Below are 24,499 nucleotides of genomic sequence, written 5' to 3'. Positions count from 1 at the left end.
GGTTATAACGCAACGATTTCAGAAGTCTCCTAATATCGCCAAAAATTTGCGATAACTTTCACTAGAATTGCTATTTTAAATATTGTGACGTCTGATCCTATTACTATTAGTGGCTAGGCTTTCTAGTTATTCACCCACACCGAGTCTTTTGGTTCCACATATGTTGTGAGAGTATACACCAATCGAATTGTGGGAGTGATAGCTATGCCCGGACTACTACGCACAGTCAACGGAACAACCACCCTTTTTGCAACTGCAAGCATAAAATCCAAGCAAGAAGGCATCTTAAGCGCGAACATCGAATTGGTTTTAAATGCCAGTCGAGGTGTCTCCGACATCTTTCTGAACATCACGCAGAATGCATGTAACTTAGTAACATTCAAAATACTATCTCTGAATCGTACAAGCAGCAGACTCATTGCATCCTTTGGTAAACAAGTGAAGGGCGTATCCAGTGCCAACATTATTCTCCACGATAAGAATAGCAATATCACTGCTAGAGGATTCATTAATAAGAAAGCAATTGTTCCCGTTAAACTTGAAAGCGGTTGTCAATGTGGTTGCTCTTGCTCTTGCACGCGTACAAAGAAAATACGATTTAAAGACGGCACAATATTAAAGATCAGCATGGATAAATCGCTCCAACTTGCCCTTACACGACTATTTACTAAACTTGAGCGAGTATTAAAAAAGCTAACTCCGAAGAGAGGCAAAAGCGCGACCGCTGATCCCGAATGCAATGCAAGATGTATACGTATTGGAAACTCATGCAAGGCTGCATGCGGCATCTTCGCTGTCTTATGCACTCCAGTATGTTTGAGCGCGCAGGCGGTTTGCCTCATTAGCTGTTTACCGACATAGCGGCTGAATAGTACTCGTTACCTATAAAAGAGTAGTTCTACGAGTTATATGCGATTAGCACCTCGGATCCGTCTGGATTTCGGAACGCAACATCCTCAATATTCTCGTTAAATAATGTTCAACTAAACTTTAATTAGACCAAATCTGCCACAATATCAGCTAACGGAATTAGGAAAAGCAAACAGATAAAGCCAGAGTCCTGATAAGGGCTCTGGCTATTTGCATCCTGGGTTCTTCTTTCCGTTCTGCAGTCTAGCGGGAAAGCCTGACCTCAATGAACTGCTTCAACTGTTCAATATCCTGCTTCGTCGCAAGCAATTTATGCGACTTCAGTTTACTGGTCAGCTGACCGCCGGCTTCGATAGTTGCGTACTCAACATCATCGCGATCGTATATCCCCACGGTACGTAGCTGTGCGTTAAGACCTTCGTCAGTAAGATTTAGCGATTCCATTGCTTCGATCTCCAACTTTCCGCTCACGATAATTGGTATTGGTTTGCCGATCCATAAAGCGCGAATTGGCGCACAGCGTATGAGCAAAGCTCTAATAATCCGTAATGTCAGAATGAGAACGACCGCGGTGCCGAAGGTTGTCCATATATTCTCGTTCTCAACAGGTCGAATGAATAACGGACCAAGAATCAGCATTAGCAGCACGTCGACAATCGTTAATTTCCCGATTGACGTTCGACCGGTAAGTCGGAGGAGCAGCGAGCCAGCGGTAATAATGAGTACGGCTTTCCAAATCCAGTCGTAATGCATGATACACACCCCTTTTTTGGAATAGTATTCCACGTGCTCAGCATCCACTATACGCAATGGAATTCGGAGGCTCGTAACGTAATTTATCATGATCATCAGCTCTCGTTTTCCGTTAGTTCAAGTGAGTAGTGCTATTTGCAAATTTCAAAATATCAGCTTTGGGGTGATAGCCCAACAAATGGACTCTCTACCGAGCAATTCTTTAAGAATATCCCTGTGTTCTATCCTTGGTTCTAAACCATACTTTTCAAGTAGAAAGTCAGTTCTGTCCATGTAACCACCACCCGTTTCAAAGTTATCGTAACTCTATGATTCCTTTAAGAATTACGCCATCCATACCGTACTCTTCTTCTGGGAAAAGTGGTTCCCCTAAAGTACCTTCATTCACGAAATATGACTCCTCGCCACCAATATACCAGTTGAATGCTGTCGTATCGAAGGGCTTCAATATATCTCCCAGAAAACTTCCGTACTTATTAGGAATCTCGAAACTAATTCCTCTTTTCATATTTTTTCCTCCAGTTTTATTCTTTGTTTGTACATGATTTCTTTAACATTACGCAACTCTATCCGTTACTCCAATGAAATCAAAAAGGAGCTACTTCGATGCAGCTCCTGAACTATGTTAGTTTAGTTGTTAAGCATGAGCCAACTTGGGTATACAAAAAGTTGGAAGCTTTCCCAAATCAGAAAGCGGTCTAATGAACAAGACATCCTCATGCTTACCAAAGGGTTCTACATAGAAATTTTCCTTTAATTGGAAATATTCTCCCTTTTAGTTGAGAAGAAACCAGGTAACCCCTAATTCGATATATCACACGATTCTCACTATCGAACATTATTTTCCACTAATGTTATTTATTATCCTTGATCACTTACCCATATCATTATAACTATTAGTTGCTTGTGATCCACAATTTTTCCGGTGAGAAATGACAAGAATTTGTTAAGATAAAATAAAAAAACCGCAGTTTCTGCGGATGCTTATCGGTCTATATTCTTTACACTCGACATCTATAAAATAAAACCCGAGATCGAATGATGTCCATTCTTTCCATGGATTATCTCCTTAAAAGTTATTTTATTTATCTAATTAACCCATTTTGTCTATTTGAATAGAGCCTTCTAAGGAATGGCGGTACTCCGTCGGAGAAAACTTGTAATACTTTTTGAACACTTTAGCAAAATGAGCATATTCATTGTAGCCGACCGCATAGGCAACCTCATACACCTTATTGTTCGGATCACCCAATAGCTCGATCGCCTTGTCCATTCGTAATTTGGCTATATATTGTGTGTAACTAACGCCAGCTTCTTCTTTGAATGACTTACTGAAGTACGTAGGCGACATCCCTGCACGTTCAGCTGCGTTCATCATGGAAAACGATTCGTTCGCAAAATTCTGATTGATCTGTTTCAAGGATTCCATCATATTTTTATGCGAACCCCAATTCCGAATTCGCCGGATTTCTTCCATTGCACATTGCAGCACCAGCTCAAAATGTCGTTTCAAGTACTCGGCTTGACCATTCCATTCATAGTCGGTTAGAGATTTTAATTGAATTTTGTTGCCGCTCAGACCCGCTACTTCCGCTTGCAGCAAGTAAAACAAGTGTATAAACATCTCCTTGAGTCTCACTGAATGGGCTCGATATGTCTGCAATCGTTCGTGTATTCCTTCAAGCTGCTCCCAAACAGCAGCCACGTTGAGGACCCACATGTGTTTCGCCAATGTCTCCACTTCTACCTTACACACAGCGATCCATTCACTCCGCTCAATGATGGCTTTACGTTCATTGCCCAATTTCTTCTGGGTCAAAGAAAGTACTCTTAATACTTCGTCAACATCAAGCGGCTTAAGCAGATAATCGGAAACACCATGTCGAAGTGCCTGTTTAGCATAGCTAAAATCGCTGTATCCGGAAATGATAATCACTTCAGTCTGGATCCCACGGCTTCTGATCTCCTCTGCCAGTCGCAACCCATCCATCACTGGCATTCGAATATCTGTAATGACAAGGTCCGGTAAGGTGTCGCTAATGAGATCCAGCGCTTCTTGACCATTCTCAGCAAATGCACTTACTTCAAAAGAAGAAGCCTCCCGCTCAATGATTGTCTTTAAACTGCGTTTGACTGATGGTTCATCATCCACAATAATCACTTTATACACGCCGTTACCTCCCTCGCTGGCAAAGTAATATCCATAAGATTCGTCAGTTCATAGGGGTGGGTTTTCAGAGCATAGAGAAATTCTTCTAGATAGACATCCGACTCTGCAGCTTCATCCCCTCTGAGATCGCTAATTTGAATGAACAAACCCTCTGATTTACCTCAATAAAAGCAGAATGAATCTTCCTTACATCTGTGAAGGATGCTTTTCATGTTTGGTATATTCCTTTAAGTTTTTTTGTATAAGTGGGAGAACCGTTTTGCCAAATCGTTCAGCTTCCTCCACATGTGGAAACCCTGATAAAATAAAATGCGTAACGCCAAGGTCGATGTATTCCTTCAAACCTTCCCATACTTGCTGAGGGGTGCCTACAACAGCTGTCCCTGCCCCCTTGCGCACTCGGCCGATGCCTGCCCATTTATATTTATCAAAGCGATAATCGCCCTTAAGCAGCTCGTTCATTCGATTCTGAGCAACCGAATCAGCTTCTTTGAAATAAGCCGCCATCTTAGCCTCAACTTCTGGTTCAATGCCCTCCAGCAATTGCTCCGCTGCCTCCCATGCTTCTTCTTCTGTCTCACGAACAATGACATGAATGCGGATGCCCAGCTCGATTGGGCCTCTTTGGTAGCTTTCCGCTTTGCGTCTCAGCTCCGCAATCTGCTGCTTAACAATGGCGACCGGCTCGCCCCACTGGAGATAAATATCTGCATGCTTTGCCGCTACATCCAGCGCTGCGGGTGAAGAACCACCGAAATATATAGGTGGCTTGCGTCCATCAACATGTGAAGGAATGAGTGTGCTTTGCCTGAGTTTGAAGTAGTCACCGTCATAATCCACTGCGCTTTGCTCCCATAATTTTCGGATAACACTTAAGAACTCATCCGTCCGCAGGTACCTCTCATCGTGTTCCGTAAAATCACCATCTTGACCCAATTCATAGGGAGATCCTCCTGTGACCACATTGATCGTTAACCTTCCTTTACTGAACTGATCCAGAGTTGACGCCATCTTCGCAGCCAGAGAAGGAGCTATAAATCCGGGTCGAAAAGCAATTAGCGGTTTCAATCGTGTGGTGTGATGTACGATGGCTGAACCCACCATCCAGGAATCTAGGAACGGTATCCCCACAGGTACCAGAATACCGTCAAAGCCTTGCTCCTCCACGGTTTGTGCAACCTTTACCAAATAGTCAAGTGTCGGCGCTCGCTCCGGTTTTTTCAAACCTAACTGACTGCCATCCCCATTGGACGGCGCAAACCAATAAAACTGAACGTTCATGCGTTCCCCCTCTTTTCATAAAAAAAAGACGCACCCCCTAATGGGGAATGCATCTCCAGTCATCTGGTAGATTCATTCAATGTTTTCGTTAATTATTATATATCCGATGAGAATACTAAGATTTATTAAGTTAGTATAACTATAGCATCTTACGAATTTCTGCGTCAATCCATTTCTTTGTTCAAATCGATATTTAATTTGTCTGAATCAGTCATACATGACCGCCCCTTGTGTGGCATACAGACGGTCAATCCCGGACAAGGGCACCGTGCTGCCCGTACCGCTCGACTTTGTACATGTAGGTGTTGTGGCGTTGATCCCATACAATCCTACCGTATTGTCCCCGTTTACAAACACATGTCCGTCAGCAGTCAAAATGCCAATCGAGGAAGCATTCGTCGCTATTGCGACAATCGAAACAACCTAGCAGAGGGTAATATGGTGTATTTTCAGGAATATGTGATTATATGAATGACATAAGAAGCTAGTCATAATTGTCCATTTTTATTCGTAATATCATAGGAGTTAAGTGGTATGACCTTTTACCTAATACCACTTAGTAAAATATGTTAGGAGGTTTAATGATATGGGAAAGGCATGGAATAAAACGCGTAGCCTGCTTCTGATTCCTTTCATTGCAGCGAACACCCTAATTGGGGTCGATGTCGCGCTCGCTGCACCAGAGTTTACGGTTAATACCGGTGCTGTGCTAGTTTCTAATTATGTTGGGCATGGTACGGAATACAATCAGAATCTCTACTCTTCCATTAGTAGCGTAGACGGGATTACGACAGGGAATCTTCCCGACCTTGAGGCAAAAGTGGATGCACTCGGCTCGCAGCATGTCCGTATTTTCTTCGATGACAAGGCGTTTGACACAGTGAATTATCCGGACTATATGAGCTCATTTATTAATACTGTGCAGCTCGCTCAAAATTCAGGGTCCACCGTGAACATCACATATTGGCATGGGCCCTATACCAATGTAACCACACAAATGCAAGCATTCGCAGATGTACTCTATGATCTGCGTGTCACAAGAGGACTTACGGCTGTACAATATGTGACAATTCAGAACGAAGTGAACAGTACAAGCATCACTCAGTCCCTCTACGAATCCCTGTATCGAGCTCTTTCGGCAGATTTGACTACGTATGGTATTCGCAGCAGCATCAAGCTAATTGGCGGTGACCTCGTCGCCACGAATCAACAGTCATGGTTCACCTATATGGGTAACAATATGAGTGATGTGCTTGATGGTTATTCTGTACACATCTATTGGGACTACGACAATAAGAGCTATGGAATTACACGTCTAGACGATATTCGAACGATCGTAAGCGGATTACCCTCTGGTGCGCAAAGACCGGTATACATTAACGAATACGGAGTGCGCGGTGATAAAACGACCTGTCCTGACCCAGGCTGCTTGAACGGTACGTCGACTCCGATTAGTGATACGACAATAAGTGCGTTCGAGCAAGCCTGGTTTCATTTTAATGCACTCAACCGCAGATTCGTTGCAACCGTCAAATGGGACGCCTACAAGTCTAAATATGACAACGGCTCGCAGTACTATTCCGAAATCGGCAGCGGTACAGACGGTTATCCGCTCAAACCATCGTATAATGTTACTCGTCTTCTAACGGAAACAGCAAAACCGGGTTGGCAGGTAGTTAGCGTGAGCGGGTCGGCCACGGGCAAGCTGGTGACAGCGCTTAAAAGTCCGACGACATCCGACATGGCCGTCTATGCACTCAATGACACGGGAGCTTCAACGACAGTGTCGATCGGCGGACTTGCTGCGAACAAGAAGTTCTCGATGTTTATCTGGAACGATGAAGGTACGGGCGGCACGAAGTCGATTGGGGACGTTCAGACGAATTCATCAGGGCAGATTACAGTCACGCTTGCGAATCAAAGTTTTGTAGCGCTAACCACGGTTGCGACCAACGATCTGGAACAGGTAGCGACTTATCATTTTAACGAAACAAGCGGCACTACTGCAGCGGATGCTACTTTATTCAGCCATAACGGCACACTCAACAATGGTGCTACATGGACGACTAGTGGAAAATTTGGCGGAGCTCTTCATTTAGATGGCGTTAACGATTACGTTCGAACGCCGAACTTTCTGAATCCTGGAAAATCGAGTGGCTTTTCGGCGATGGCTTGGGTTAAAATGGCAGCGACATCCTCTACTGCCAAATATATTTTGCAGCAAGAGGGTACCAATGGCCGCATTTGGCTTTGTGTCCGAGCGGATGGGACACTTGAAACCTATCTCGGTAACGCCGCCACGATTTCGGTAGGTACCGTCCCGATTGGTCAATGGTCATATGTTGGAGTGACATTTGACGGCACAACAGTCAGGCTCTATATTAACGGGAAGCTTGATACGACAGCAACGAGAACATTAGAGTCCTCCCCAGATACCATGCTAATTGGGGCAGATAAACCACTGACTTCCACCTCCTTTTGGAATGGGGATATCGATGAGTTGTCAATCTACAACCGTAAATTGACGGTCGAGAATATTAAGGATATTTATAATGCAGGTTACTGGCGGTTTGACGAAACGTCAGGAACGACAGCAAATGATTCGGCTGGCTTCAATGATGCCGGAACACTTATCAATGGTCCGACATGGGTAGCTGGCAAAATGGGTAATGCAATTGATATGGATGGCGTCAATGACTATGGTACCTTGCCGTTCATGCTTGATCCTTCCGTGTCACCATTCACAGCAGCAGCTTGGGTTAAGATGGACACCATTTCCGGAAATGCAGAGTTCATTCTGCAACAAGACGGAACGAACGGGCGCATCTGGCTGTGCCGTACGATAGCCGGTAACCTTGAGACTTATATCGGCAACACACCGCTTATATCCACCGGAACTATTCCGTTATCAACTTGGACACACGTCGCCGTTTCCTACGACGGCACTACCGCGCGCCTTTATTTAAACGGCGTGCTAGATGGTTCCGCAGCCCGTACTGCAGAGTCGACAACCAGCGGTATGCTCGTCGGTGTCAGCAAAGTAAATGATCAGCGCTGGAATGGACTGATCGATAATATGAGGATCTACAGTCGCAAATTGCTCGATAGCGAAATAAAAGACCTTTACAATCAGAACCGCTAATAATTGCATAAGTGCATACAAAACAACCACGCCATTGGCTCAGCCATGACGTGGTTGTTTTTGCATTTGAATACTGTGTTGAACGCTGCCAATAGCATGTTAAGTAATCATTTACACCGAATCAAGGACCATATTCCAGTATTAATCGCGGAGCTAAATCCATATCGTTATGGTCAATAGCATATTCTCTGGAATAGTAAATTACTTTTCCACTTGCACCTTCTTCTGTCTTTTTAATAATCCAGCCAAAGCCAGCTCCAACCCTTACATCTTCAATAACATTCCAAGTGACTTTACCACTTAGACCGTTATAATGACTAAACCCCGCTGCTGTAGGATCCGCATATTTTCCGCCTTGCTTGCTCACTTTTCCTGGATTAAGCATATCCCATTTGTTTCCATCATCATTTTGATTGCTTATGTCTGTATCACTTGGACTGTTCCATGTAACGCCATTATCGGTCCCGCGAACCGATTGCTTAACTTCATCATTTGAACCATTCCCCTCCGTCCAATTCACTAGGAGACGATGTGCTTCTACACTGCGAATGTCGTTTCTTCCCCAGTTATCTGAATTGTCCATAATCGTAAGAACGAGGGTGGCACTTTTCAAACCGACCGTACTAATTTGATCTATGCCATCAAATCCAATCAGCACGCGGTTATTACCGCTAGCTTGAATTCTCAGATTTGGATTGCCGCCTTCGTTGGTATTCGGAGATCCTTGTCGTAAATAGCTATCCTTACTACTAATGAGAGTCCCGTTTACCGTGATTGTAAAACTGCCTGTTGCTGCGTTACCAGCATTGTCTTGAGCTGAACAGTTTACCGTTGTGATTCCCAATGGGAAGGTAGAACCGGAGCTCAGGTTGCAGGTTACAGCGATAGAACCATCTATCATGTCGGTGGCAGTTGGTGTAAATGATACTGCCGCACCTGTAGGATCGGTAGCCACAGCTGTAATACCTCCAGGCAGGGAAAGTACTGGCGGCGTTGTGTCTACAACGGTCGTCAACGAATCCGTTTTAAAGGTCGAACCGACCGGCACAGTGTTAATAAACGAGTACGGGATGGATGTCGGGTCGGGTCTGACATGCCTTAACACGTTTGGCTGAACCTCAACATAGTAGTCGGTATTCGGTTCAAGTCCATTCGGGAAACTGACAACCAGCTTCTTATCCTTATAGGTATAGTTTACGCCTGTTTTGAACTTGACCACAAATTCAGTACCCTCAACAAGCGCCGTACCGTTATTGTTTGTTCCTTTGTAAACCTTCACGATACCCGCGAAATTAGGTCCTTCCAAAACCTGTGGTGTGCTTGTCGGGTCGAGCTTGTTGATGTCGCCAATCCCGGCCCTGTTTAGATACTCGACATTAAAGCCGATTTCGATGTCTGATTGAACCGATACGCCTGTCTTGTTGTTAGATGGGGTTATAAACACATCGGGAGTATCGTCATATTGCCAATCATCAGCCCATCTTGTCGGGTCTAGCTGTCTTGTAGTCAACACAGCAAACGAATTCCCTTTGATCCCCGAAATTTTGTATACACCTCCGTAAGCATTTGAAGATTGCACAGATGCTGTGCCGGACGAACCAAGTACTCCCTTCTCAGTTATCTTACCGTCACCGTTTTCATTCCACATATACACGTAGTAGGATTTGGAAGTATCAAGTCCTTCCACGCTTATATCCGTTGCCGCAGTTGTAGACTGATTGAGAAGGAAGAAACTTTGCTCAGAACGGTCTGGGCTCTCAAGCGCCGCAACAATCTTGTTGCTGGAACCGCCGTCGCCATTGCCTGAGCGGACTTTTACGTTGTTCCAGCCCGTTTCCGACGTCATGGATTGAAGCAAGAACGCCCAATACTCGGGACGAAGCGCGTACCCATTCCTTGCGTCCATAATCATGCTGTGATCCTGGATATCCCCATCATACTTGGCATGGTAGATGTCCCACTTGCTTGTGCCGTCAAAGCCTAGCGCAGCCGACATAATGTTAAAACCTGAAGTTTCGTAAGCGTATTTGAGAAGATTGGCCGTGCTTCCGCTGTAGCTAGCGTTCATATAGCCTTTGTTTGGACCAAACTCGGTAATTTGGACCGGCTTACGCTGGTCTTCGGGCAGAGAGTTAATAATCGCCTGCACGGTGAGCAGCATATTGTATCTCGTCGAGCCATCGAACCAATATCTGTGGATCGAATATTCGTCAACCACGTCGTTAAGATTTTCACCCATAAGCTTGAACCAAGCCGCCTGGTTTCCAGTCAGCAGGTCACCGCCTACAATCTTCAAGCGATCTCTTATGCCCTCGTTCTTAAGAGCGGTGTCAAGCGCTTTGTAAACTTGCACATACTTATCCATGGGGATGCCGTCGTTCGGCTCATTGTAAATCGTAAGGGCTTTAATGTTGGTAAACCCTTTATCTACAATAAATGTCTTCAGATGTTTGGCCCAGCGCGCCATACCCGTGCTGATATCCCAACTGGTATCACTGCTAGCCACAACCTGACCGTTCAACTCAGTAGCCGGATGCCAATAGGTGAGATTTACGGCTGAGTGGGTGTCCATAGCAAGCTGCAGCGTTTTTTCCAGCGACTCGAAATTCAGATCGCCGTAGAGCGCCGTATATCCGGAATTGCCGCCTGCCGCGTTATTGATATAAGGAACTGCCCTTTGCGGGTCCGGGTCATAGAAAATGCGGGTATACTTCGGATTCAGATTGATGAGTTTATCTTCGAGATTTTTAAGATTGGGATCAGTGGCGTCGTAAACCGTCCTGTTGAGGTCGGAGAAAAGCTGATGGTTATACTGGCCGCCCCAGCCCATAAAGTCTTCAACCAATATGTTGTTATTGATGTCTTGTGATACGGCCGGCTTGTAAACAAAGTTTGCGTTTGTCCCGTCAAGAGCAGAATCTGGCGCAGTCGGCGGATCGCCGTCAGGAGCGATAGCCTGCAAGCTAGGTATACTCACAAGATAGGGCTTGGTAATCGGCAACGGCGACAAGCTGAAGTCCGCTATGTTGGTGCCATTGGCCAAGGTGTTGTAAGGATTAGAACCCCAAGTGTAAAGAATGTCGCCTTTCCAGGCGATGGCTGTATCATTGATCCCAAAGAAACCTTCTACATCCTTAAGCGCAGTGTTCTCGGTAGCAAACTGAACAACAGAAGTGTTGCTAACGTCCGCGATCCCGAGACCAAGCTTGGCGCTTTGGTTACTGCCCCATACATAGACTTTGCCATCGGAAGTCTTGACCATATAAGTGATATTGGTGCCAGTGCCAAATGCCAAGATGTCATCAAAAATAAGGTTTTCCGCGTTCGGTATGCCATTGGCAGCATTGTAAATGGCCGCAGGCTTCTGTGGAGCAAGGTTGGATTTATTGTTTGAGAAGGTACCGGCAAATAAGGCATAGACCTGACCTATATCGTCAAGCATGATTGCCGTGCCGTTGACTGATGCGCTTATCCCGATAAATTTACGCCCCGAAACTGGGTGAACTACCTTAGCAAAACGATTTGTTGAAATGGATGAGAACTGATTAGTACCTGTACCTCCAAAGGCATAAATAATTCCATAATTTGTCAAAATGAAACTCGAGGTCGTACCGGCACCGGCTACCTCAATTGCTTTTTCATTCGGGTCGGATGTGAATAAAACTTTTTCCGGCTTTGTCGAATACCACGCCTTACCGGCATCCAAATATTTGATCCCATTCGAGGATTGTGCTTCCCAGACCGGCCTTAATACGCCTGCTGCTGCAGATATACCGGGAAGGTCACGACCAAGCCGATAGTCATTCGTCCACCCAGTTGACTCATTGCCAGCATTGGCGGCCGAAGCCTGCCCCCACGACCATACCGCACCATCTTTGTCAATCACATAAGTGCTGCCGACACTTGCGGTAAGAGAGCGGCGTCCACCCGCAAAATGAATCGGGGTATTGTGGAAGTTTGAATGGGTAGCCCATTGAACCGATGTTGCGGAGCCCAGAATACCTGAACGCTCAAAGCCGTTTTTGCCCCAAGCATACAGTTTATTGCTATCCTCATCCCAAGCATAGAGCAGGCTGCCCTGAGCGGTGTAAATCATATCAATACCGCTGAGTTCGACGCCCGTACTTGTATAAGCTGGTCTGAATACGCCAGTTAATCCGCCGTTCGGCATTGAAATAGAACCGTTTGCGTAGATTCCGTTAGCGTTATTGCCGTTGACGTATACCTTACCCTCGGTTGTTAAAAGCGCTGTCGCGTTTCCATCCGCGTCCGAGCCGCTAAAAGTCACGGCCTGCTTGATTACAGCTGACGTGAAAGCGGGCGGGGCTTTTGTTGTAAATTTGTAGACCATGTCTGTGGCTGGATACATGGTATTATTGGGGTCTGTAAAGGCGTTAGCCTTAAGGACCAAATAATAGTCGGTGTTATAGGAAAGCGCGGATACCGGCGAAATCCTCACCATTGTGTTCTGATTTTCAAACGAAGCCGTTGATTGGACAAGCGTGCCGGCAGACGTACCCTGATGCAGCTCAACCGATGTATTTAAGCTGCCAATGCTGGTTAATGCGCCTGTGAATGTAATTGTAGGCTTTATTTGGATCGAAACACCTGTTGCATTGTGGACCGGCAGTGCTGCAGCCGATAACTGTCCGACTGTTTTGAAGGTTGTACCTTGTGCTGCAATGGATGTCCCTTTGAAATCTTTGAGTGTACCCGCTTGAATTTCTATATAATAATCTGACATTTCTTGAAGCGCGTTTGCAAATGTAATCGTGAGTACTTTACCGGAATTTGTTACCATATAAGCATTTGGCGTAAGTAACGTTCCTGTATTATTAGTGCCCTTGTATACTTTTACTGTATCGGCAAGCGAACTACCCCCCGCAAGATAAAGGATCTTATTAAGGGTTATGCTCGGAGCAACATCAAGAGCAACTCCGGTTGAACTATTCGAAGGCGAATAGTTTACTGCAAGAGGCGTTTCGTCATTACTATGAGCTGCGAGTGCTGTAATATTAACGAGTGCCGCTTCGTTAATAGGTTTCGGTGTGCCTTGAGTAACAGTGGTGCCGATACCGGAACCGTTTCCTAGCTGATCGACGGCAGCGTTATACCCCCAAGTATAAATGACATTGCCCTTCACCGCAGCACCCGTTGTCCGGAACATGCTCATATATTCAACATCTTTTAAAGAATCATTTTTAACTGCAGTAGTGATGTCCTTACTTGCCGCTGTCCCATCGCCGAAACGTACACCATGGGCAGCCCCGCCATTTGTTGACGAACCCCACTCATATACGGTGCCGTCGTTTGCTATTGCGAACATGACATGGTTGTTTGTTGGACCGATCGCGTAAACTTTTTTGAATGTTATCCCTGAAGCGGCATTCCCGTTAATACCGCCAGTCATCCCGTTGCCGTACACAGCCGAAGGACGGGTTGCAATACTCGCGGCAGCCGAATACACATTATTGGCGATGCCTGAGTTAAATACCGTATAGATATATCCTTGATCGTCCAGCAGAATAGCTATCCCACTGGAAGATACGCTCATTTTTACAAATTTTCTGCCTGCAGCTTTGTCAGGATGCTCGACTTTAACAAATATCGTGTTAGCCGAGGTTGAAAGCCCTTTACCAAATCCATACAGGGTGCCTGTCTCAGAAAGGATATAATTGACACCTGGCAGCTCATCACTACCGGCAACCGAAATCGCCCGTTCGTTTGGATTTTCAGGGTTGAAAGTAACTTGAGCCGGCAATACACTGCTAAGTGTCCCGTTCATCGAATAAACAGCTTCAGCAACACTGATATCGCGGCCAAGTCGAAAGTCATATGTCGCAAGGCTGCTTGTGCCACTGGAGCCCCATGAAAATGCCTTTCCGTCAGTCGCTATTGCCAATATCGTGCTGGGATTGGTTCCTAATCCACCGGCAATGCCGCCTAAAGTCTGTTCGTTAGAGCCATCAAAGCTAATTCCGAGTTCCGTTAGTGTTTTATTGCCATAAAACTTGAGTTCGGTTGCATATGAAACATCTGTTGGAGTTGCACTCGTGCCACCGAGTACACCCAATTTACCTCCGTAAGCGCGCCCCCATCCATAAAGTTTGCCTTCGGGCTGACTCCAGGCGTACATCGTGCCGCTATTTTGGTAAATGCGTGTGATGTTGGTAAGCGGCGTGCCTGCACTGGTTATGACTTTTGTAAAGACTGTTGCGCTTGAGCCGCCTGTCGTACCGTTTCCAAGCTGACCGTTCCCGTTTCCCCCCAGCATGTACACACTTCCATCAACCAAAAGCGCCGTATTGCCGAATGTAGCGGAAGAGTTCGACGTGTTCATAACTACTTGCTGAATATGCTTTGTACTGCCATCTTCGTTGGAAATATTAGGATGCGCCGAGACTGGTATGACCAACGTCATTACAATGGCAATTGCAATAATAATACTAAATGCCTTACGAGTGAAACCTTTTCTCACGATTATCCCTCCTCTTATAAAATAGTAAATGAAGCAAGATCTTAATCATAAATCTCCCTCTCATTTTGAGGTATGGATGAAATGGCAGAAGCATGTTATTTTATAAACAAATTTAAAAAGCCCCCGATACTTCCGTCAGGAGGTATTCGAAGGCTTCTTTATGTCGTTCATCCTTACACTTCTCTCATTCTTTTGAAAAGCTTTAGCAACCCGTCTTGGTGCTCGTTCATCCATTCCGCCAACCTTCCTCTCATGGACGTGAGCGAGGATGCGTACGCTGGATTAGCGACTAGATTGGACATTTCATGCGGGTCCTGACTAAGGTCGTATAGTTCATCCAAATCACCGCAGTTGAAAACGTACTTCAGATTTCCGTGCCGAATCATCCGCTGCGTGAACAGTACATTTTCAAGGCCAGAACATTCCGTCACGACGCAATCCGGCCAATCGGTAACGGATTCCCCTTCCAAAAGCGGCACGAATGAACGTCCGTCACGGGAGTTTGCCGTCTCACGTGGTACCCCAGACAGCTCCAAAATCGTAGAATACAAATCGCAGGTGCCGATGAACCGATTTTCTCTTCGGTACTCTTGCTTGGAACCAGCGGGCTTTACGAGCAGCGGAATGCGGCAAGTCTCTTCATACATGAAGAACGCTTTATCGCTCAAACCACCGTGAATGCCAAGCGATTCGCCATGGTCAGCTGAGAAGATGATCGTCGTATTCTCAAATAAATCGTTTCGTTTTAAATATTCGAGAAGTCTCCCTATTTGTTCATCAATCGAGCTCATAAAACCATAATAGTGCTTGACGTAAGGCTCAAAAGCCGACCAATCCTTGGAATTTGCCATTCGGGCTTTATGAATAGACGGCTTATTCTCGTTGGTGTCATAAAAATTAGGCCATGGTTCCAGCTGCTGATCCCGGTACAGATCGAGATGCTTCGTCGGGGCCATATAGGGCTCGTGAGGCCCCCAAAAATTCAAAGCGAAGAAGAACGGACGCTTGCGCCGACGGAAACGGTCGATGTAATGAATAGCCCTCTCGGTTAAATAATACTCCACTGTTGATTCAATTGGAGATACGACCTCCGATGCGGTATGTACGTCAAAATTGCCAGATAACGTGTTTACCGCTTCGAAGTGGAGACTGTATTCCTCCAAGTAACGTAGATATTCCGGATATTCGTAACCGCCGTCTCCGTGCCCAGGGAAATCGTCGCCTTCGTAACCCAAGTCGGTGGGCAGGCTGCGAATATTGTATTGAAATTCGGGAAACGTAATCGATTTCTTGCCATATCTTCGGAAATCCTCGGTTTCGACGATCTCTTTGCCGTGGCCTAGATGCCATTTCCCGGTGTATCCAGCACTATAGTCTTGCTTCAAAAGCTGACGGCTGAGCAGCATCGGGTCATCAGGCAGCTCGCGAATTAGACAATGAGCTCCATATGTATTGGCCTGCATGCCAACGTTGAACGGATAATATCCTGTTTGCAAAGACGCTCTGGCTGGCGTACAGATTGGGCAGCTTGCATAAGCATTATCAAAAATGATGCTCTCTTCCGCCAATTGGTCGAGATTAGGCGTCTGACATACCGTGCCCCCATAGCATTTCATCGTATCGATACGCTGCTGGTCGGTCAAAATTAACAAAATATTTTGCTGTTTCTCGTTCATTCCCGTTGCTCCTTTGCCAACTAATTATGAGCTAAGAATTCTACCCTCTGAAGAGATAAGTCGGACGGCCCTTGATGCCGATTTTCGCACGGAATAAACCGCCTGCTGATGGTTGTTCGGCGTGAGCATCATCCGATAAAGGCGAACTGGCGGACGTGATATACAATTCGTCCATATCCTTACCACCGAAAACGCAGGATGTTACATATTTTACCGGCAACTCAACGACGGCCAATCGTTCTCCAGTTGCAGGATTCCACCTGCTCACTTTCCATCCGCCCCATTCCGCTACCCAGATCATCCCCTCTTCGTCAGAGGTCATCCCGTCGGGTAAAATCTCCGTTCCCTGATAAGGGATCACCGTACGTTTACCGGCGACGAGTCCCGTTTCTATGTCGAAATCAAACGCGTCCACGCGGTAGGCAAGTGAATCGATATAGTACATCGTCTTTTCGTCAAGGGACCAGGTAATGCCGTTGGAGCAACCAATGCCTGAATCCAATTGCTTGTAACTCCCATCTGAAAAGAAGACATATAGTGCCCCTTCCCTAGTATTTCCCTTGGAAGCGGTACCCGCAAAAAAACGACCTCTCGGATCACATTTTCCGTCGTTGAACCGGGTCTGAGGAAGATGGCTTTCCGGATCGCATACGAATTCCATGGTTTCATCTTGATGATTGTAATAAGCCAAACCTCGGTCACCCGCAATGAGGATGCCTCCGCCCTCTCTTAAAGCAAACGAAGCAACCTTCATCGGCAGCTTGCGTACGCGATGAACACCGCTGGAAGGAATATAATCGTGCAGTGTTCCTTCGTCGTAATCAATCCAAAGTACCTGTTGCCCGGTGAGGTCCCAGACAGGCCCTTCCCCTAAGGAACAATGTGCGTCAACAGCAAGTTCAGCCGTGTAATTCATGGCGTCTCACCCCTTTTCAATTTTGACAAAACGGTTTCCGCTGTGGATTCAAACATTTGCTCGACATTACGATCCCAACGGGATGGATAGCCCCAGGTCCTCCAAGCATCCACTTCGTAGCCCCCCTCATCGTACATAGATCGGCGCGGTATATATCCGATCTGAGCGTGGCAATAACCTAAGGTGATCAAACGGAGTCGGGGGTGACGCTCCTTTAGCCGCAAGCCATATGCAGCAACAACCTCACCTGGTTGGCCTAGGATGTATATATCGCCGAGTCGAAGTCCATGAACGCGTGCTTCGATGTTTAATGGCCAGACTGGTTCACTCGGGAAGCGCTGCAAAAGATAGTTTGCCCAGCGGGAATCTCCGACATGTTCGCCTTTTGCGCGTTCTTCAAGTTCCATTCTCGTCGGGAAATATTCGAATGTGGGATAACAACTTTCAGTGAAGCATGCAAGCGTATCGTCGATTACAGGCTCCATTTGGTGAGCTAATGTGAGCAGTACCTTCCAGGCTAAACTCCGTCCAGCAGCCTCTACATCCTCCCATTGATCTTGGAGAAGATAGCGTTCTTTCTCGCTGCTGAGAACGCCAACAACGGCATCAGCTCCACAGCCTTGTAGAAACATCGCTCGGGTACCCGGTATGCGTTTCTCAATCAAACTACGCGCCACACCAGGAAATTCCGCAGAAATGAGAAGCTCATTGGTCATAGTGGGGTGACAGGCATAGCTAAACAGGACGAGCTTGCAGCTCTCATCGGAACGGCAGACTTTTACCACGGGAACATCATGGTCTACAACACCGTATGGATTTGCAGCAAATATATTCTGACCGTCCACAATGAGACGTCTGGAAACTGCCAAATCGCTGCTGCCTGTGCCGAAGAATAAGGAGACTGGTTCCGAATCGTCCCGGGCGGCCCTGCATACTTCAATGATTGCATCTATAAGTGCTTTGAAATAATCTGCTGAAAATACAGCGTGCTCAAAACCGGGAGTCGGCTCCCGATAAAGTGGTGCACAGTGGGTGTGAGTCCAGTGAACCAACACTTGTTCAGAACGAAGTCCCCATATATCTTGGATCCGTTCCTGCAGCGAATCTGTCCAGCTTCGGGTTAATCCAACTTGATCGACTACGACTACTACATGTTCATCTTCACTATCTGTGCTCTGCAGCCACATGACTTGAGCGCGAAGGTGGTCCCTAACCCCTTTTGACGGCTCCGTCCGGTTAGAAAATCCACCGAGCCAAATCCCCACGGGGGGGGTAACATTGCACTCGGAAAAACCTAACTTTATCATCTTGAGCCTCCAAGTGCTGATGAAATTAGTCCTGCCGTATGAATAATCTTGGAGCTGAGCTCGGTAAAACGGGATGCCGGCATCTCATGAGTAAGAGCGATGATACTGATGGAGGCCGTTATATTACCTTCGTGATTCCGAATCGGTGCGCCCATACAGCGTACACCAAGTACTTCTTCCTCGTCCTCAAGCGCATAACCTTTCTCACGTATGGTTTGCAGCATCGCCTTGAATTCGGCCAAAGTAGCGGCCGCTTTTTCCGTTCCTCCTCCGAGACCTCGAGCTGCAAGGATTTCATCCGTTTGCGGTTCGGGTAGAAAGGCCGCGATAGCCTTGCCTACTGCCGTTAAGTGTAACGGGGAGCGCTTGCCTATATAAGTGTCGAAGCGGATGAAGCTCGTGCCCTCGACTTTTTCCAAATATACGACATCCAATCCATCCACCATAGCCAGGTGTACTGGAAAACCTGTATCGTCACGTAAAGCGGTCATAAAGGGAAGCGCAATTGCGCGGATATCCATATTTTTCAGAACTTGACTGCCTAAATGAAAAAGTCTCAGTGTCGCCCGATATTTACCCTCGGACATTTTTTCGACGTACCCTTTCATCTCTAAGTTATCTAGGAGAACAAAAGTGCTGCTTTTGGCAAGAGAGAGCCGTTCATAGATATCGACAAACCGAAGCCCGTCAGGAGAGGCACTTAGAAGCTCCAGAATTTTAAATGCCCGATCGACGTTTGGTATTAATTGGGATTTTGACACGCGTTTATTCATTCGAACCCACCTTCTCTATCTCTTTGATGCTGATTATACCATCGTTCTATTGCCATAATCTCTCACGACTCTTGCTGCAGCGATAACAAGTAGAATCACTACAGAGCAGAGCTGCATCATCCAACCGTAGTAGATCTGTAGTAGCCAATATTACTTCATCGCCTGGTATCCACTGGACTAGCGCTTTGCCAATTAGACCATCTTGAATAACTCCGCGCTTCCGCAGCAAGTCCTCAATGACGCCAAAGGCTCGGCTGCATCCAGGCGGATCGAGTAACGCCACCTCCATTTGAACGGAACCGATTATAGGGATATGTCTTGCATCACTCGGACGAAAAGGAATGTCCAAATATGGCATTTTAGCATAAGCCTCACCTACATGGACCGTTGAATTGCTCGTATGACCCACACCCAGTAGAAGAATTCCACCACCCATTTTGGCCAAAAGATCAAGTGGACTTTCTATGCCGAGACCCGGTTTCAAATAATGTTCCTTGCAAAGTGCTGCAGCCCCTTCCCCCACCGCAGTAATGGAATGGGTTGGATGAAGGGATCGAACGGCATCGGGACGTTTACGAAGCATTTCGGATAAAATGCCTGTTTTACTAGGGGAAATATCCGGATTAAATCCATCGATCTGATAGGTAAACGTAGGCATGACCAGTAAACCTTGGGTGCCAATACATGATAATAGCGCATCTAAGACAGTCTCCGCACCGCCTTCAACAGGCCCTACATTACGTAGTGCACTATGGACGACAAGACGAGTCCCAACAGCAATTCCTAAGCTTCTAAAAGACTCAACTAGTGATTCTTTCGTGAGTGGTTCCATCAGCGTACCTCCCCATTCCTGCTACCGGAGCTATTTTTGAATCGGTGCATAGGCAACGACGTCAATTTCTACCAACGCTTTGGGCAAATAACTGCCCACTGTCGTCCGTACAGGTTTGGGATCGGGAAAATAGCTATCATAAACTTCATTAAAAGGAGCAAAATCACTCATATCTTTCAGGTGAACGGTAGACTTCACCACATCTTCAAAAGTCGCTCCACCTGCCTGAAGAATAGCAAGGACATTCTCCAATGTGCGCGCTGTTTGCTCCTTTATGCCCTCTGCAAGCTCTCCGGTTACGGGATGACGCCCAACTTGACCGGAAACGTACACAAAGTCTCCAACCCTTAATCCTTGCGAATAAGCCCCAACGGGTAACGGTGCCCCATCGGTTAATATGGCTTGCTTTTTCATTTTGCCGCCTCCTACAAAACTACATATTTAAGCTAAATTTAGCTCTGCCAAAATATCGTTGTTCAGCAGCGCTTCCATATCTTCTGTCGTAAAGCCTGGAAAAGGCATCTGCTGGGCGTATTCCGTCATTTTACGAAGCCCTTTAACCGAGTCCTCAAAGTTGCAAATTGGATAATCCGTTCCGAAGATAAGCTTTTTCCATACGCCATACTCTTTGCAAAGCATCAGGGAATTATAAAGCTGCCACGGGCGATAATAAAGTGCCGATACATCCGCGTACACATTGGGATGCTTGCGAATCACACTGATGGTTTCAGCTTCCCACGGATGACCTAGGTGAGCGATAATGATCCTCAGCTCAGGGTAGGCCAGTGCCACTGTTTCCAATTGTTCGGGGTGAGCCCATTTCATGGGAGCCCTTTGCGGAAAGGTAGTACCTTGATGAGTGAGAATCGGAAGCCCATTGTCCTCACAGAACCGATAAATACGCAGCATACGCTCATCCATAGGATCGTAGGCTTGATAGATGGGGCTAGTTTTGAGGCCCTTCATACCCAGATTGAAATAACATTCCTTCAATTCATCCAATGCATTGTAATCATGGGGGTCGACGCAAGCAAATCCGATCAGCTTCTGCGGATCCCTCTGGCAATATTCCGCTACATATTCGTTAGGGACATTAAAGCCCAGATGCCGGCTGCGAAAAGCTAGCACAATGCATTTGTCCACAGCTTTCATCGCTTCATAATGTTCATCAGGTGTCGTGCGTTGTACCGGCTTACCTCTCATTTTGAAACCCTCTGCCAAGTACGCTGGACTATAATGCTTAGGCTCACCCAAGTGAGTGTGATAATCGATCATTGTTCATTGCCTCCATCCTGCCATTGTACGTTCCCATCTGGCGTAATCCGCTGCAAATTCCCTTCATAAGTAAATGCTACTGCGTTAAATGTCATGGATTTCTTCTCGAATGGGGCAAATGCCAAAGCGGTGCCATTGGCGACCGCACCACTAAGTCCAGGCAATTCCGGCCCAGGAATGCTGCTGAAAGGCTCGATCCCCATCGTGTAGGCTCGACCGAACCAAGGAGCGCCGGTTGTTCCGCCGAACTCTTGCCAAATCCACAGATGCGGCCAAATCTCGAGAGGCCAGCTCAAGCCAAACCCCAACCCGAGCTTTGGATTGCATGCCGCTACCCAACCTTCTTCTAGCTCAGCAGCGAAAAGCATATCGGCAGCCAACTGCTCGCGAGGCGGCATTCGTCTTAAATCGACTGGCTGTCCGTCCCTACCTGGCAGATAAGGCCATTCGCCGGAAGTCCCAGGAACAACTCGTCCCGGCAAGTCTTCTCCGCCTGCCGAACGAGTAATACGGCAAGGCGGCAAATGCAGCTCCATTTCTGGACCAAGGAAAGGCTCACCAAGCGCTGGATGTTGACCCCACATGCAATGAACTTCTACGGGGCTAACATTTTCGACCGTTTCCCGAATTTGCAGAGCACTGCTTCCCCGCTTGAGTCGCAGCTCTCTCTCCATACGGAACGGCAACCGTTGCGTCTCTACACGCATCAGCAGAGCGACCTCGTCAGGCGTATCCATAATTACTTCATACGCCCAAGCCATTAGACTGGCCTCGCCATGCATGCCTTGCTCAGCCCCCTTATAAGTGGAAGCGGTGCTTCCCGCCGGAAAGATGACTTGCCAGCCGCCTGGATAGTGGTCCATCCAGTTGCCGCGAGGGTTGGATGTGGTTGGAACCCAGTTCCCCCATGTCCGCATTCCCCACGGAGCCCGGTACATCACATCTACATCCAAAGGTTTGTAACGAAATTCTACAATACTGCCCCCCTGATCTAATAACAGAGTGACGGATAAAAGTTCATTCTCTAGAACAGCCATTCGATGCCCCTGATACATGACATCACAGCTGATACGCGCTCCGTTGCTCCTTGGTAAATACACGGTTTCGCCTCCTAGTCCCTCTGGCATTATTTGACCCGGTAATGCTCCACCTTCTCCTCGTCTAACTCCACGCCTAACCCAGGCCGCTCATGAGGTCGCGCCTCTCCACCTTGGATTGGTAACGGATCTGCTAAGAGCATATCCGCATAGAAAAAAGGTCCCAAAATATCACAAGGATACTCTTCTGCGCCGATCCCCGGAGTAGCCATGGCGAGGTGAATCATCGCCGCACTTGCTACGCCAAGCTCAAGATTGCTGCCCACGGTGCAGGTAAGACCGGCTGCTTCCGCAACTGCGGCGGCTTTTCTCGCAGGTCCGATGCCTCCGCCTTTTCCAATATAAAGGGAGAACACATCTGCAGCGCAAGATCGTGCCAACGCCATGGCATCTTGCAGTGAATACAGACTTTCGTCTGCGATGATCGGCACGTTTACTTGATTTCGCACATCGGCTAACCAAGATATATCCAGCGAAGGTACCGGTTGTTCAGCAAAATATATGCCTTCTTCGGATAGACGTCTAATCGTAGTAACTGCCGCACGGGGCGTCCAACCGCCATTTGCATCAACGCCCAACCGGATGGATGGCCCAATCGCATTTCGAACTGCTTTCACTCGAGCGATATCGTTCTCGGGTCCTGTACCCACTTTGACTTTCATGGTGCGAAAACCTTGTTCTACAGCCCATACAGCGATTTCTGCTGCTTGTGCAGGCTCCACACCAGTTATAGAAAATTTAGTAGGAACGAAATCTCGTACAGGTCCCCCTAAAAGTTGATAAATCGGCAAATTAGCGGTTTTCCCTAAAATGTCCCATAAAGCCATTTCGAGTGCTGCCTTCGTGAACACGTTATGCGCGATGCGTTTCTGCATTTTGTGCGTTAGCTGTTCAATATGCAGCGGATTTTCACCGATCAGCAAGGGACCCAAAAAATTGCGGATAAAATGCGCCGCAGTAATGTTATCCTCTCCGCTCCATCCCGGTGTGCAGGACACTTCACCCAGTCCGGTGATCCCTTCATCCGTATGAACTTTAACCAATAGAAATGGTGAAACTAGGTGGCTTCCCCGACCTGATCGGATCGCACGCTCCGGATGTATGGGAACCTGTACGGGAATCGTTTCGATGCTGGTGATCTTCATATTCATTGCGATGCCCCTTTCCCATCCATCCCTAATAGTCGAATGGCATTGGAACCTAGGATCTGTCTTTTCGTTTCTTCAGGAATATCGAGTAACTCAAATTCTCGGAACCGGTAATCGACATACGGTTGCTGCGGCTTATGGAACAAACCTCCGTCTGTGCCGAATACGATCTGCTCCAAAGGAACTTCAGCCACAATCTGTTCCATGGCAAAAGGAGGGGTTGAACACATGCATAAATATACGTTACGGTGTCGTTTTCCTGCTGCTATCGCTTCCGGCCAAAGATCATGCAATCCTGCATGTCCAAGCAACACCTTTAACTTTGGATGCCTAATTGCCAATTCAGCGATTTGAAGTGAGGAAGCGTATGGCGGAGTACCGTCGTGAAAAAGGATAGGAATACCCAACTCTGATGCTATTTCGCATACGGGTGCCATGAAGGATTCTAAAGGACTGAACCCCTGCAGCCAGTTGTGCAGTTTCACGCCACGCATTCCTAATTCGGTTACACAGCGATATACTTCCTCAGCCGCTCCTCGTCGCCTAGGGTCTACCGTGCAGAAGGGAACAAGGCGATCTGGAAATGGCGAGCACCACTCGGCTAAATAATCATTGCACGCTTTGGCGTTCTGCCAGAAGCCGTCAATCGTAAATATGACACTTATGTCGATGCTCAGTTCGTTCATATATGCAACATATTCTGCTGCCGAAAAAGGATAGGTACCGTCCTCCCGTCTAGCGGGTTGGTGTACGTGAAAGTCTATTTTCATACAAATGCCTC

General features: G+C 46.9%; 16 protein-coding genes and 1 pseudogene. 1 reads left to right on the top strand and 16 read right to left on the bottom strand.

Annotated elements, in window-relative coordinates:
• Positions 1-898: 898 nt before the first annotated feature.
• From AC58QO_RS16350 to AC58QO_RS16330, 5 genes and pseudogenes are all read right to left on the bottom strand, one after another.
• A pseudogene (locus AC58QO_RS16350) lies at positions 899-964 on the bottom strand (glycoside hydrolase family 30 beta sandwich domain-containing protein); the annotation flags it as partial.
• A 149-nt stretch (positions 965-1,113) separates the two neighbouring features.
• Positions 1,114-1,623: a DUF421 domain-containing protein gene (locus AC58QO_RS16345; RefSeq protein WP_497267233.1), complete on the bottom strand. Its 510-nt coding sequence runs from the start codon at positions 1,621-1,623 to the stop codon at positions 1,114-1,116.
• Positions 1,624-1,918: 295 nt separating this feature from the next.
• Positions 1,919-2,131 (bottom strand): DUF2691 family protein, encoded by a 213-nt coding sequence (locus AC58QO_RS16340; RefSeq protein ID WP_497267231.1) that lies wholly within the window; start codon positions 2,129-2,131, stop codon positions 1,919-1,921.
• Positions 2,132-2,716: 585 nt separating this feature from the next.
• Positions 2,717-3,793, bottom strand: a complete 1,077-nt coding sequence (locus AC58QO_RS16335) for a response regulator (protein WP_497267229.1) — start codon at positions 3,791-3,793, stop codon at positions 2,717-2,719.
• Between the two features lie 186 nt (positions 3,794-3,979).
• Positions 3,980-5,074 carry an LLM class flavin-dependent oxidoreductase gene (locus AC58QO_RS16330; RefSeq protein WP_497267227.1) on the bottom strand — a complete coding sequence of 365 codons (1,095 nt, stop codon included), beginning with the start codon at positions 5,072-5,074 and terminating at the stop codon, positions 3,980-3,982.
• 586 nt (positions 5,075-5,660) lie between these two features.
• Between AC58QO_RS16330 and AC58QO_RS16325 the strand changes: the two genes are divergently transcribed.
• On the top strand, positions 5,661-8,216 hold the full coding sequence (locus tag AC58QO_RS16325) for a LamG domain-containing protein (protein WP_497267225.1): 2,556 nt from the start codon (positions 5,661-5,663) through the stop codon (positions 8,214-8,216).
• 121 nt (positions 8,217-8,337) lie between these two features.
• Here the strand turns inward: AC58QO_RS16325 and AC58QO_RS16320 are convergent, their stop codons facing one another.
• The 11 genes from AC58QO_RS16320 to AC58QO_RS16270 all read right to left on the bottom strand — a co-directional run bounded on the left by AC58QO_RS16320 (position 8,338) and on the right by AC58QO_RS16270 (position 24,488).
• Entirely contained in the window at positions 8,338-14,694 is a 6,357-nt protein-coding gene (locus AC58QO_RS16320) for an Ig-like domain-containing protein (RefSeq protein WP_497267223.1), read from the bottom strand.
• Between the two features lie 173 nt (positions 14,695-14,867).
• Positions 14,868-16,370, bottom strand: a complete 1,503-nt coding sequence (locus tag AC58QO_RS16315) for a sulfatase-like hydrolase/transferase (protein ID WP_497267221.1) — start codon at positions 16,368-16,370, stop codon at positions 14,868-14,870.
• A gap of 40 nt (positions 16,371-16,410) precedes the next feature.
• The gene (locus tag AC58QO_RS16310; RefSeq protein ID WP_497267219.1) at positions 16,411-17,286 is read right to left on the bottom strand and encodes an SMP-30/gluconolactonase/LRE family protein; all 876 of its coding nucleotides are present in this window, start codon (positions 17,284-17,286) and stop codon (positions 16,411-16,413) included.
• The gene (locus tag AC58QO_RS16305; protein ID WP_497267217.1) at positions 17,283-18,593 is read right to left on the bottom strand and encodes a neutral/alkaline non-lysosomal ceramidase N-terminal domain-containing protein; all 1,311 of its coding nucleotides are present in this window, start codon (positions 18,591-18,593) and stop codon (positions 17,283-17,285) included. Before AC58QO_RS16305 ends, AC58QO_RS16310 begins: the two co-directional genes overlap by 4 nt.
• Complete coding sequence (locus AC58QO_RS16300; RefSeq protein ID WP_497267215.1) at positions 18,590-19,366, bottom strand: IclR family transcriptional regulator; 777 nt, start codon at positions 19,364-19,366, stop codon at positions 18,590-18,592. Before AC58QO_RS16300 ends, AC58QO_RS16305 begins: the two co-directional genes overlap by 4 nt.
• Positions 19,367-19,412: 46 nt before the next feature.
• Positions 19,413-20,198 carry an AAC(3) family N-acetyltransferase gene (locus tag AC58QO_RS16295; protein WP_497267213.1) on the bottom strand — a complete coding sequence of 262 codons (786 nt, stop codon included), beginning with the start codon at positions 20,196-20,198 and terminating at the stop codon, positions 19,413-19,415.
• A 30-nt stretch (positions 20,199-20,228) separates the two neighbouring features.
• Positions 20,229-20,612, bottom strand: a complete 384-nt coding sequence (locus AC58QO_RS16290) for a RidA family protein (protein WP_497267211.1) — start codon at positions 20,610-20,612, stop codon at positions 20,229-20,231.
• Positions 20,613-20,639: 27 nt separating this feature from the next.
• Positions 20,640-21,473, bottom strand: coding sequence for an amidohydrolase family protein (locus tag AC58QO_RS16285; RefSeq protein WP_497267209.1), 834 nt, complete (start codon positions 21,471-21,473; stop codon positions 20,640-20,642).
• Entirely contained in the window at positions 21,470-22,573 is a 1,104-nt protein-coding gene (locus AC58QO_RS16280; protein ID WP_497267207.1) for a DUF4432 family protein, read from the bottom strand. Before AC58QO_RS16280 ends, AC58QO_RS16285 begins: the two co-directional genes overlap by 4 nt.
• 26 nt (positions 22,574-22,599) lie before the next feature.
• Positions 22,600-23,721: a mandelate racemase/muconate lactonizing enzyme family protein gene (locus AC58QO_RS16275; protein ID WP_497267205.1), complete on the bottom strand. Its 1,122-nt coding sequence runs from the start codon at positions 23,719-23,721 to the stop codon at positions 22,600-22,602.
• On the bottom strand, positions 23,718-24,488 hold the full coding sequence (locus AC58QO_RS16270; protein ID WP_497267203.1) for an amidohydrolase family protein: 771 nt from the start codon (positions 24,486-24,488) through the stop codon (positions 23,718-23,720). The genes AC58QO_RS16275 and AC58QO_RS16270 overlap by 4 nt, the downstream gene beginning before the upstream one ends.
• Positions 24,489-24,499: the final 11 nt, after the last annotated feature.

The organism is Paenibacillus sp. J31R30, assembly GCF_059692115.1.
This window is presented reverse-complemented; position numbering and strand designations above follow the sequence as displayed.

Excerpts from the sequence above, each read along its gene's own strand:
- AC58QO_RS16275 (WP_497267205.1), bottom strand. The coding sequence starts at position 23,721 with ATGAATATGAAGATCACCAGCATCGAAACGATTCCCGTACAGGTTCCC.
- AC58QO_RS16295 (WP_497267213.1), bottom strand. The coding sequence starts at position 20,198 with ATGGAACCACTCACGAAAGAATCACTAGTTGAGTCTTTTAGAAGCTTA.
- AC58QO_RS16300 (WP_497267215.1), bottom strand. The coding sequence starts at position 19,366 with ATGAATAAACGCGTGTCAAAATCCCAATTAATACCAAACGTCGATCGG.
- AC58QO_RS16290 (WP_497267211.1), bottom strand. The coding sequence starts at position 20,612 with ATGAAAAAGCAAGCCATATTAACCGATGGGGCACCGTTACCCGTTGGG.
- AC58QO_RS16325 (WP_497267225.1), top strand. The coding sequence starts at position 5,661 with ATGGGAAAGGCATGGAATAAAACGCGTAGCCTGCTTCTGATTCCTTTC.
- AC58QO_RS16270 (WP_497267203.1), bottom strand. The coding sequence starts at position 24,488 with ATGAAAATAGACTTTCACGTACACCAACCCGCTAGACGGGAGGACGGT.
- AC58QO_RS16330 (WP_497267227.1), bottom strand. The coding sequence starts at position 5,074 with ATGAACGTTCAGTTTTATTGGTTTGCGCCGTCCAATGGGGATGGCAGT.
- AC58QO_RS16305 (WP_497267217.1), bottom strand. The coding sequence starts at position 18,593 with ATGATAAAGTTAGGTTTTTCCGAGTGCAATGTTACCCCCCCCGTGGGG.
- AC58QO_RS16310 (WP_497267219.1), bottom strand. The coding sequence starts at position 17,286 with ATGAATTACACGGCTGAACTTGCTGTTGACGCACATTGTTCCTTAGGG.
- AC58QO_RS16345 (WP_497267233.1), bottom strand. The coding sequence starts at position 1,623 with ATGCATTACGACTGGATTTGGAAAGCCGTACTCATTATTACCGCTGGC.
- AC58QO_RS16315 (WP_497267221.1), bottom strand. The coding sequence starts at position 16,370 with ATGAACGAGAAACAGCAAAATATTTTGTTAATTTTGACCGACCAGCAG.
- AC58QO_RS16340 (WP_497267231.1), bottom strand. The coding sequence starts at position 2,131 with ATGAAAAGAGGAATTAGTTTCGAGATTCCTAATAAGTACGGAAGTTTT.
- AC58QO_RS16285 (WP_497267209.1), bottom strand. The coding sequence starts at position 21,473 with ATGATCGATTATCACACTCACTTGGGTGAGCCTAAGCATTATAGTCCA.